This is a genomic window from Streptosporangium sp. NPDC002721 (assembly GCF_042888905.1).
Lineage (GTDB): Bacteria > Actinomycetota > Actinomycetes > Streptosporangiales > Streptosporangiaceae > Streptosporangium.
This window is the reverse complement of record NZ_JBIAQI010000073.1, coordinates 1-9,635: the sequence shown is the minus strand read 5'-3', so window position 1 is coordinate 9,635 and position 9,635 is coordinate 1. Positions and strand designations below refer to the sequence as shown.

Genomic DNA, 9,635 nt, shown 5'->3' with positions numbered 1-9,635 from the left:
AGTCAAGGTCACGATCGTTAATGGTCCTGTCTCGCCCTACTTACAGCTCAGAAGGCTATCTCCCTCGATGTCTCACCTGAGCCTGCCAAGGAGGGGTCTGCACGGGTTGTCCTGGGCTGATGGCAGACGGGATGAGCAGGCCCTTGCCTTAGCCCTTACGACCCCAGGCCGTGCTGCTGGTGATCATCCCGGAGCGGGAGGCCCCCACCGGAGGCGGCTTTTCCATTACGTGTGGCTGCTGCGATGGCGCCAAGCATCATCCCTATACCTCCAAGGACGAGAAGAACAGGTTCGCTCAGCGCAACCAAGGCAAAGGACGCGGGCGTAGAGGTTGTGTTTCCGCTGCCGTAGCTCCAGTAGAGACCGGGAGGAAAGAACACAATCTTGTAGAGGCCGAAGAGGATGAGAAAGGTTCCTGCGGCAAGAAAAAGGTTCCGAAGCACAAGGGTGGATGCTATGAGCCGGAAGGCCGAGTTGCCTCCAGTTCCCGGGCGCTGGCAGGGGACAGGGTCATGGGGGTGATCCATCCCTGCCGTGTCAGGATCACTTGGGCGGGAAGGGGAGTGATCGGATAGACCTCGATGCCCTGTGTCCAGTTCGTGAGCAGTCCTTCGGTGCCGCTGGAGTCGACCAGGACGATCGAGATGGGCTGGCCGTCTTTGGCCCAGGCATTCCAGATCGCCCACCCTTCGGGCCGGGCTCCGATGTCCAGGCGGTCGCAGATCTCGCTGTAGCTCTCTTCCATGCCGACGGGAAGGGCGTGCGGTCGGAGAATGACCACTCCGGCGAGTTTCATCAGGGGAAGGTCTTCATCGAGACATCCGTCCCCGTCGAAGTGATGGTGACGGAGGTGGCGGGCTGTCTCGGTCACCGCTCGCCGAAGTGGCGTGGCCTCATCGGAGGTGGTGATGAGAGTGAGCCATCCCTCGTTGTCTGCCGCGTTCACGATCTCGCGCGCCAGGTGCTCGATGTGACGTAGGTACTCGATATCGCTGAAGTCGGTTCGGAACATCGCGCCAGTGTGGCATCAGGGCATGAGCCTGAGCATGCGGGTTATTCGGCCGATCGGAAGATGCCGTTTTCCTGAGGTGGGGCGGGTGACGGGAATCGAACCCGCGCTGTCAGCTTGGGAATCGGCTGCTGGTGTTGGCGGGCTGAGCTGGGAAAGCAGGTGTGCGGATTAAACGAGGTGTGGTTCCCCGTGAGCTCCTGTGGATGACTGGTGTTCCCCGCCTGTTCTGGCGCGGATCTGGCACGTGATCAACGCTGCTCAGGAGACCTGGACGAGTAACCAAGATCGAGAAGTGGATGCGGGACAGACCTGGCGCTCATTCCCACTAGGCGCGGCCATCGCTGTCAGGGGCATACGAGGTAGGATAAAGAGCATGAGTGAGCCTACCGGTAAGTACTCGATCACCATGCCGCGTGACATCGCGGAGGCCGCACGGTCCCGAAGCGGCCCTTCTGGTCTGTCTGCCTACGTCGCCGCCGCCGTCGCCCGCCAGATCGAGCGCGACAACCTTAGCGAACTCATCCAGGTCGCCGAGGCCGAGCACGGCCCCATTGCCGACGACGAAGTCCAGGCGCTGCGCGACCAACTCAACCAGGCCCGGCAGGGACAGGCCCACGGTGGGGCGGGCGCTGCATGACCCGTTCTCCCGCCACCCCCGGCGGCACGCTGGTCCTCGACAGCGAGGGACTGGCCAAAGTCGTCTTGCGTGACCGCATGGTCACCACATGGCTCGCCCTCGCCCGCGCCGACGACCTCCGCGTCATCACCTCCGCCGCCACCCTCGTCGAAGTGGTCCACCCCCGCATCAACCGGCCGGCTCTGGAGTGGTCGCTGTCCCGCCTTGTCGTTGAACCGGTCACCGAACCGATCGCCCGCCACGCCGCCACACTTCTGTCTGGCGCCGGCCTGCACGGGCACAAGTACGCCATCGATGCGATGCTCAGCGCAACCGCCCTCGCTGCCCCCGGCCCCGTTACGGTTCTCACCTCCGACCCGGAGGACCTTGCCACCCTGTGCGGCGGACGCGTCACCGTCATCAAGATCTGAGCTGCGCGCGATGACGAGCATGACGGAGCGGTGGGAGCAACGAGAGCCAATGGCCCGAGAAGATCGAACAGCCCTGGAAACAACGAAGGCCCTGGTCCGGAATCTATCCCTGACTTGGGCCTTCGCTCTTGGAGCGGGTGACGGGAATCGAACCCGCGCTGCCAGCTTGGGAAGTGCATCGATCACGCTTTGTGGGGCGGCTGACCTGGGCGTCGGGCCGGCCGTGAGTGACCGTGGTTGACCCCTCGTCACCCTGGTTAATGGCCCGCCAATGGCCCGGCGATCAGCGTGTGGCCTGATCTTGCCGTACAACACCCACCCCCTGCCCGCTTGACCATCTCGTCTGCCTTGGTCTGCCTGAGGGAGAAAAGGATTCGGGTTGGTCGTCCGGCTGGAGCGCTTGGTTCCTTGTGGGTTTGCGCGATCCGGGAGCGCGACCCTTGCCTGATGTATAACGTCCGTGTTATGACTTGGGGAGAGGTGGAGCTGGAGCCAGAGGTGGACATGTGGTTCGACACGCTTGATCAAGAAGGTCAGGGGACGGCGGCGTTCTATGTCGACCTGCTGGCCGAGCGGGGTGTCCTGCTTGATGAGCCCTACACCCGGCAGTTGCGCGGCAAGTTGCGTGAGTTGCGTTTCCACCTTGAGCGAGAGGCGGTGCGCATCAGCTACTGGATCGCACCGGGCAGGCGGATCATCCTGTTGACAGTCTTCCGTAAGCAGCGGATGCGTGAGGCTGCCGAAGTCGAGCGTGCGTGGCGAGCCATGCAGCGATGTATTGCTGAGGCTCACACGGCAGACGAGGAGTAAGCGGAATGGGCGAGCGCAAGACGTGGGCCGACAAGCGAGAAGAAATCATGAGTCGTCCCGGCGCGGGGGCCGCGTACGAGGCGGCGCGGATCCGTTTCGAGCTTGGTGAGGCGGTACGGCTGCGTCGCGAACAGCTTGGGCTGACTCAGGCCGAACTGGCCGGGCGCGCCGGGCTGAAGCAGTCCGCGGTGGCGCGGTTCGAGGCAGGCGGGACGATGCCGACGATCCCAATGTTGGAAAGACTTGCGGAGGCGTTGGAGATGCGGCTCAGCGTCCAGTTTCAGCCGTTGCGTGAGGCGAGCTGAGCTGTTGGAGGGTGCCGGAGCCATCGGGCACGCAACAGGTGCGGTGGTCGTTAAATTCTGGGAAGAAGATCAAGGTCCAGGTTCGGAAATCATCCGTGACCTGGGCCTTCGCTCTTGGAGCGGGTGACGGGAATCGAACCCGCGCTGTCAGCTTGGGAAGTGCATGAATCACGCCCTGTAGAGCGGCTGAGCTGGGCATTCGGCCGGTCGTGAGTGACCGTGGTTGACCCCTCGTCACCCTGGTTAATGGCCCGCTAATGGCCCGGCGATCAGAGGTGCATGCCGTGGGGGTGCTGGTCGTGACGGCCGGACAGCAGGATCTCCCGCAGGCTGCTTCTGAGCAGTTCGACGCTGCCCTCGTCGATCTTGAGATCGATCTGGACGACGGGTTCCACGTTCAGTTCCTTCGCGGCCTGTGCGGTGAAGTGGAAGGTCAGGCGGCCGGAGTCGATCCCGCAGTGAGTCACGCCGCCGTAGGTGGTGCCCGCCTGGTCCTCGCGGACGACGCAATACGTGTCCATACCAAGTCCGATCTCCTGCTCGTCCGGTTCCTCGGTGGACATCATGAAGATCAAGGCGTTCCCGGTGCCGTCCTCGTGTTCGGCCACTCCGAAAACGATCGTCTCCGAGTCCTCGTCTCGGCCGACGGTTCGCGCGACCATGGTTCTCAGAGGAGGCCAGGCCGAGCCGGGTTCGCTGTCTGCCGGTGAGGTGGGGGCGGAGCCGCCCTCAGGCAGGGACACACCTTCGGGCCAGGCGGCGAGTATCCACGGCGGGATGAGGTCCGGCCTGCGCGGGAACTTGGTCAGTTCCTCCACGTAGGCCCAGGCGGGCACCTCGATGGCCTGGGCAAAAGGCAGCTCCATCCCGAAGGCGGGCGGCATCATGGCGGTGTAGTCCCGGGAGAAAGGCGACTCCATGCTGAAGGTCTGCATCATGGAGTTGTACGACTTCCCGCGCAGGCTGTAGCCGAGCCGACAGACGAACCATGTCCCCTCACTCGGCTTGTACTCGGCCACTTTCAGCTGATGGAAAAGGTCACCGAGGTCCTCGCCATCTCGAACCTGCTGGGAACCGTCCGCCATCCGATAGGTGATCCCGGTTATGCCGAAGGTGCCGAGTTGGCAGCGAAGGACGTCGACCTCCTGCCATCCGTCCGGGGCGCCATCCCGCACGGTCCGCCCGATCTCGACACAGAGTTCATGGGTGCGGTCGGATGACATGCTCACCGGGCCTTTTCCGTCGTGCGAATGAGAACAGGAGTTTATTGGGCGTATTTGCAGGTGGCTATGTCCGATCATTGATGCGCTCAAGCGCATGCTTCGCCCGCTGGATCTTCCCGTCTGCCTCGTCCCATCCCGGAGGGGCAACAGCTCGGGGACGGAGGGGCAAGGCCGTCTTCGCGTGTACGTCAGCCGGTAGACGTTCCTCGGTCATGCGATGCCAACGGTCACAGACGGCCTTGAGCCGGAGGAGTCGAGCTGTTGGGCTTGCCTGGGACGTGGCAGGCGGGAAGACCCAGCCCCACCTCAGCCAACTACGGTCCTTGTGGTCGGCAGTCTCAATCATCCCGGAGCGGAGTCCCCCGCCGGAGGCGTCAGTTCCGAAAGAGCCGGATAAGCGCGATGGCTATCACCACGGGGATGACGACCGCTGATACGAGCACGAGAAGAATGAAGATCCCGAACGGAGAGTAGATCACGGTCTGCTCCTGTCGACAGGCTGATCATATGCCTGGCCAGAAAGCGGAGCGGCGGCGGGCCGGTGGTCGGCGAGTGCCTTGGGTACGGCGGGCGCGCGGGTCGGTGGACGGCCCGGGGCGCCGCCGGCCGGGACCGGCGCCCACGCCGCACGCCCGGTCGGCGGGCGGCAGAGGGCCGGGTACGGCGGCGCGGGGCGCCGCCGCTTGATACCTATGAGAACAATTCGGCAATGTCTAGTGGCGCAACAGATCTACTGTCCGCTTTTCAGTCGGGCCAATCCTCTTGGTTGGGTAGCGGTGACCAGGGCCAGAAGGGGAGGGACAGTAGTTGAAGTGAGTCCATGTGTAGGGACGCTGCTGTCACCGCTCTGCCGGAACCTACCAAATCGTTCAGGAGGCATGGTCGTGAGGTCGGCTCATGACTGCCCGATAAAGCATTGAACTGTCTATACTCCCGCCTGCTACGTCTGGCGGAAAATGATCAAGTAGATGGCGAAGGTCTCTACGTCCCAATGAAGTCTGCACACACTGTTGGAGGGGGCGCCCTCGTTAAACCCATGAATGTGTTCCCAGCGTGCGACGGGTACAGCCCTGTGATGAGGGGGCAGGCGTCGTAGGGCTGAACCTGAGCTACTGTCCGTCTCTCACCGGTTCTGAGCCTGGTCGTAGCGGCGAGCATTCCATGCTGGGATCCTTACGATTACACTGCCAGGTTTCCATACCCCTGCCACTTGCCCTCACACAAGGTAGAAATAGTTCCATGCTTCGCCGAGGTCAAATTGTGCTATCCGTACTCTTCATCGCGCTGCTCGGTGTCGCGACCAACGTGGCGACGGGGGTGCTGCCATCCTCATGGCACGACCGCCTGTGGGTGGCATGGCCGCTGATGTTTGTCATCGTTGTCGCCACAGCAGTACTGGAGGTTGTCCAGAAGGACGAGCAACCGGCTGACTTCCCTTCGGCGCAGGCTCGGAACGAGCTCATCCGTCGCGTACGGCGGTTCTGGGTGACAGGAGTTCTGGAGAAGTCGCTATACAACGAGGCTCGGATCCAACTTGACCTGGTGGTCCACGAGTCTGGCGACCGGCCGTGGGACATTGCGGTCACCTGGGCGAACGGCACGCAAGAGCAACTACCGCCAGGTACCGAGATGGCAGATGTGTTTTCCCGAATGGACCAGCGGATCGTCATTCTAGGTATGCCAGGTGCGGGCAAGACCACCATGCTGCTGGAGCTGGCTAAAAGTCTCCTGGCGGAGACCAAGGACGAAAGCAAGCCTGTCCCGGTCGTGTTACCTCTCGCATCATGGGCGCGTCACCGTAAGACGATCGCCGAGTGGATCATTGACGAACTCGTAGAGAGCTACGGCATGCCACGGCGACTCGCGAGCGAATGGTTGCGCACTCACCAGATCCTCGCTCTCTTCGACGGCCTTGACGAAGTCGCAGCAGAGCACCGTTCAGAGTGCGTCTCTCAGTTAAACAGGTACCTTCACGCCAACCCGACCAGCAGCGCTGTCTGCTGCCGCCAGGCCGAATACGCGCTACTTCGGGAACAGGTCAGGTCACACGGCATCGTGACAATCCAGCCAATGACGGCTGAGCAGACCCAGCGCTTTCTCGCTGAGTCGGGACGCGGGCTTGACGGGCTTCGAGCAGCACTCGCTGCCGATCCCGAACTGTGGCAGCTGGCCTCATCGCCGTTGTTGCTAAGTATCATGGCCCTTGCTTATCGAGACGGTCTTGAGCCACCTCAAGCGACCCAGAGGGCCGGCCCCCGCCGCCGCCTGTACGCCCAATACGTCGGGACGATGCTGCGTTGGCGCAAGAACCGTAATTATCCTCCAGAGAAGTCTCGCCGCTACTTACATCTGCTTTCTAATCGGCTCCGCAATGACCAGCAAACCGTTTTCACGCTCGATCTGTTAGGAGCTGAGTGGCTCCCTAAAGGCCGTTACGTGAGTAGATCGAGTTACATCATGCTGTTGACGGTTGCGCCATCGTGTGTGCTCATGTTCGTCGCGACTTGGCTTCTCGTCGGAGTTACGATCGCCACATTTTCCGCTATTATTCTGGGTATCGGCCTTACTACGCAATTACTTAGTCAAGATTACGAGAACAATGCCCGTATCTCTTGGCGGAATCGGGAGAACACAAGGGAGGCGTGGCCACCCCGACAACCGTCTCCGCGCGGAGACATCACCTCCAATTCCGTAATGAAATCTTTGATCATGGCTGTTACGGGTTTCTTTAATCGTGGATTTGGCGACAAAATTGCCGCGACGGCGATCAGCCTAGTCGTAGCCGTGGTTCTGAGCCTGCAGGAGTCGGCCCTCACCGGGCCGGTCTACTCGATCGTTTTGCTCGTCTCCTACCTCTTGGTCGCGGGGGTGATAGACGGCTTCGTAGGAGAGCTGGCAACGTCTGGCCGTATGATCATTCGGACCAGGGAGGTGCCGAGCCCGGCGCTGCGCCCTCGCGTGTGGCTCGCCCTGCGCGTTGGTTTCGCCTGGTTCCTGATCACGGGATTCGTTGCCACATACGTCGCTAGGATGGCACCGGCGGAATCACTTCCTCCCGGCGACTACGGCTTTCTAATTGGCTTGGGTTCCTTGCTCCTGACGTTCGTATCAATAGGCGGCGGACCTCTCTTTGAACAGTTGGTGCTCCGCAGCGAATTGGCCAGACTTCAGTGCATCCCGTGGCCTTTTCTGCCATTCCTTGACTTCATGACCGAGTGCCTAATCCTCCGCAAAGTCGGGCACGGATATATATTTGTGCATCGCGAACTCCTTGATTTTCTTGCCGACCCGAAAGGCAATGTCGAAGTAGAGTTTGACGCTAGTCAGTAGCACTCTATTGGTCCGCTTCATTGCAGATGACTAGTCCCGGATCGTTGAGAGCAATTCGAGATATAGAACATCACGCGCGCCATGACCTCTTGTCGCAGAGCATCAGGGCGCGGGCGGTGCTGGCCGCGACCGGGCGAAGAACCACAGCGCGGCCAGTGGCCGTCCAGCGCGATAATCCGCCGTAGGCGAGCTGCCGCGAAGACGTGGAGCAGGTTCTCATTCGGTGCAATGCGCCGTTATATGTCCTACTCCAGGGCATGCTTGACGCATCAGTCCTGGGACATGTTTAGCAGATGTCGCTAGTGGTTGTTTTAAAGCAGTCAATCGAGGAGCTCGGGACGGCGAGTGGTTAGGGCGCGACGGGCGGCCACATAGCGTTCGTGGAACTCTGAAGCGAGAATTTCGCGACGGTAGCCTTGTCGGATGACGCGGTCCAGATCTGCGGCGCGGTTGACGAGGTCAGTGAGAGACTTGCGCTCAATTTCGAAGGCGGCCATGCCTTGTTCCACGGCGGCATCGAGGTTGCCTCGTCGGGCGTGGACAATGCCGAGGTCAATGTGAGCGTCGGCGACGCGCATGGGGGCGTTGGAAGTGCCGTCCGGGCGGGTGTGCATCTGGATGGTCTCCAACGCGTGTTCTTCGGCTCGGTCGTTGTCCTCAAGCCATGTGTAAGCCGTGGCGGCGTAAAAGACCCACTTGGCGTGGTCGAATACGAAGTGATGGTCAGGGTTGCCGGGGAGGGGGAGCTTCGCCAAGGCGTCGGCTCCGCGGGTGAGGGCCTTGTCTGCTTCTCGGCGGTCGCCGATGCGGGCCAGTCCGCGGGCCTCTTGCAGGGTGAGCTGAACCTGGGCGCTGGATTGGCCGGCGACGGCCTGGCCCATACGGGCGGCGGTGACCACGTCTTCATAGCGGCCTTCGACCAGGGCGAACCACGCGGACATCTCATGTGCCCATCCCATGAGTTCACCGTGCCCAACCTGGCGGCCCATCTCGTAAGCGGCGCGACGGGCGGTCTCGGCCTCCTCGCGCTCTCCCAGGTCGTAGTGAACGCACCCAAGCAAGGCCGTCAGCCATCCGGTGATGACGAGGAGTTCGCGGTGCTGGGCGAGGGTGATCCGTCCGCCGAGTAGACCGTTGACCTGAGAGAGACGCTTCTGGGTCCGGTCGCGCAACGTGGCGGCCGAAACGACGGGGTAGGCGCGGCAGAGCAGATCGACGGCCTCGGCGAGGGCCTCAAGCGTGCCGGTTCCGACGTCGGACGCCTGGAGCTGCTGGGCGAGTTCCATGGTGCCGTACAGGTCGGCCTCGGCCCGCAACGCGTCCATAGGAATGACGGTGGTGGCTTCAATGAGCTGGCCGGCCCCGCGTCTGTTCGGCCGGAATCCCAGGTCTTCGGGTTGAAGTCCGGTCAGCTGGGTGATGGCGAGCCGGTACGGAGAATGGGGCCACCTGACCTCTCCGGCCTCCCAGCGGCGGATGCGCTCCTCATCGCACGCCAGGGACTCCCTGATGCCGGTCGGCGTCGCGTTGATCCGGTCGGCCAGTTCGGCGCGCGTCAGGCGGTGCTCGTTACGCCACGCTCGGAGCTGGACGTTAGGGATGTTGTCGGGCATCTGGGGCCTTCCTCCCGGCTGGGGGCTCAAGAGGGGGAATTCAGGGGGGCCGTTTGGGGGTCCTGTCGTTCTCGAATTGCCGGTGGACTTGCCATCAAGCAACACGGTACGTCAGCCCGCTTTCCGCCGCAGGGAACGCGGATCAAATTCGAGGAGATGGCGACGGTGACCCGGCCAGAGGAGACCAGCGAGACACGCCCCTGCGGAACTTGTCAAGCTCGATGAGACACAGTCGCTCTAGATGTTCTGTGCCTGCTTCTCTCGTTTGTCTGGGTCGTTGATCCACGCCTTGACG

At 62.3% G+C, this 9,635-nt stretch carries 9 protein-coding genes; 5 read left to right on the top strand and 4 right to left on the bottom strand.

The features are described from left to right. Positions 1-155 precede the first annotated feature (155 nt). Both ACFYWM_RS44420 and ACFYWM_RS44415 read right to left on the bottom strand, forming a co-directional pair. A complete protein-coding gene (locus ACFYWM_RS44420) occupies positions 156-443 on the bottom strand; it encodes a hypothetical protein (RefSeq protein WP_389927846.1) in 288 nt (95 codons plus the stop codon). A gap of 11 nt (positions 444-454) precedes the next feature. Then, the gene (locus ACFYWM_RS44415; protein ID WP_389927843.1) at positions 455-1,012 is read right to left on the bottom strand and encodes a hypothetical protein; all 558 of its coding nucleotides are present in this window, start codon (positions 1,010-1,012) and stop codon (positions 455-457) included. Positions 1,013-1,385: 373 nt separating this feature from the next. Between ACFYWM_RS44415 and ACFYWM_RS44410 the strand changes: the two genes are divergently transcribed. The 4 genes from ACFYWM_RS44410 to ACFYWM_RS44395 all read left to right on the top strand — a co-directional run bounded on the left by ACFYWM_RS44410 (position 1,386) and on the right by ACFYWM_RS44395 (position 3,174). Beyond that, on the top strand, positions 1,386-1,649 hold the full coding sequence (locus tag ACFYWM_RS44410; protein WP_389927840.1) for a CopG family transcriptional regulator: 264 nt from the start codon (positions 1,386-1,388) through the stop codon (positions 1,647-1,649). Next, positions 1,646-2,059, top strand: a complete 414-nt coding sequence (locus tag ACFYWM_RS44405) for a type II toxin-antitoxin system VapC family toxin (protein WP_389927837.1) — start codon at positions 1,646-1,648, stop codon at positions 2,057-2,059. The genes ACFYWM_RS44410 and ACFYWM_RS44405 overlap by 4 nt, the downstream gene beginning before the upstream one ends. Positions 2,060-2,524: 465 nt before the next feature. Further along, the gene (locus tag ACFYWM_RS44400; protein ID WP_389927835.1) at positions 2,525-2,869 is read left to right on the top strand and encodes a type II toxin-antitoxin system RelE/ParE family toxin; all 345 of its coding nucleotides are present in this window, start codon (positions 2,525-2,527) and stop codon (positions 2,867-2,869) included. Between the two features lie 5 nt (positions 2,870-2,874). Beyond that, positions 2,875-3,174 (top strand): helix-turn-helix domain-containing protein, encoded by a 300-nt coding sequence (locus ACFYWM_RS44395; RefSeq protein ID WP_389927832.1) that lies wholly within the window; start codon positions 2,875-2,877, stop codon positions 3,172-3,174. A 269-nt stretch (positions 3,175-3,443) separates the two neighbouring features. On the opposite strand, the gene ACFYWM_RS44390 is transcribed toward ACFYWM_RS44395, so the two are convergent. Further along, on the bottom strand, positions 3,444-4,397 hold the full coding sequence (locus ACFYWM_RS44390) for an Imm10 family immunity protein (protein WP_389927829.1): 954 nt from the start codon (positions 4,395-4,397) through the stop codon (positions 3,444-3,446). 1,260 nt (positions 4,398-5,657) lie between these two features. Between ACFYWM_RS44390 and ACFYWM_RS44385 the strand changes: the two genes are divergently transcribed. After that, the gene (locus tag ACFYWM_RS44385) at positions 5,658-7,727 is read left to right on the top strand and encodes an NACHT domain-containing protein (protein WP_389927826.1); all 2,070 of its coding nucleotides are present in this window, start codon (positions 5,658-5,660) and stop codon (positions 7,725-7,727) included. Between the two features lie 320 nt (positions 7,728-8,047). Here ACFYWM_RS44385 and ACFYWM_RS44380 read toward each other — a convergent pair whose 3' ends face one another. Then, a complete protein-coding gene (locus tag ACFYWM_RS44380; protein WP_389927825.1) occupies positions 8,048-9,340 on the bottom strand; it encodes a hypothetical protein in 1,293 nt (430 codons plus the stop codon). Positions 9,341-9,635: the final 295 nt, after the last annotated feature.

Excerpts from the sequence above, each read along its gene's own strand:
- ACFYWM_RS44400 (WP_389927835.1), top strand. The coding sequence starts at position 2,525 with ATGACTTGGGGAGAGGTGGAGCTGGAGCCAGAGGTGGACATGTGGTTC.
- ACFYWM_RS44380 (WP_389927825.1), bottom strand. The coding sequence starts at position 9,340 with ATGCCCGACAACATCCCTAACGTCCAGCTCCGAGCGTGGCGTAACGAG.
- ACFYWM_RS44395 (WP_389927832.1), top strand. The coding sequence starts at position 2,875 with ATGGGCGAGCGCAAGACGTGGGCCGACAAGCGAGAAGAAATCATGAGT.
- ACFYWM_RS44390 (WP_389927829.1), bottom strand. The coding sequence starts at position 4,397 with ATGTCATCCGACCGCACCCATGAACTCTGTGTCGAGATCGGGCGGACC.
- ACFYWM_RS44410 (WP_389927840.1), top strand. The coding sequence starts at position 1,386 with ATGAGTGAGCCTACCGGTAAGTACTCGATCACCATGCCGCGTGACATC.
- ACFYWM_RS44405 (WP_389927837.1), top strand. The coding sequence starts at position 1,646 with ATGACCCGTTCTCCCGCCACCCCCGGCGGCACGCTGGTCCTCGACAGC.
- ACFYWM_RS44415 (WP_389927843.1), bottom strand. The coding sequence starts at position 1,012 with ATGTTCCGAACCGACTTCAGCGATATCGAGTACCTACGTCACATCGAG.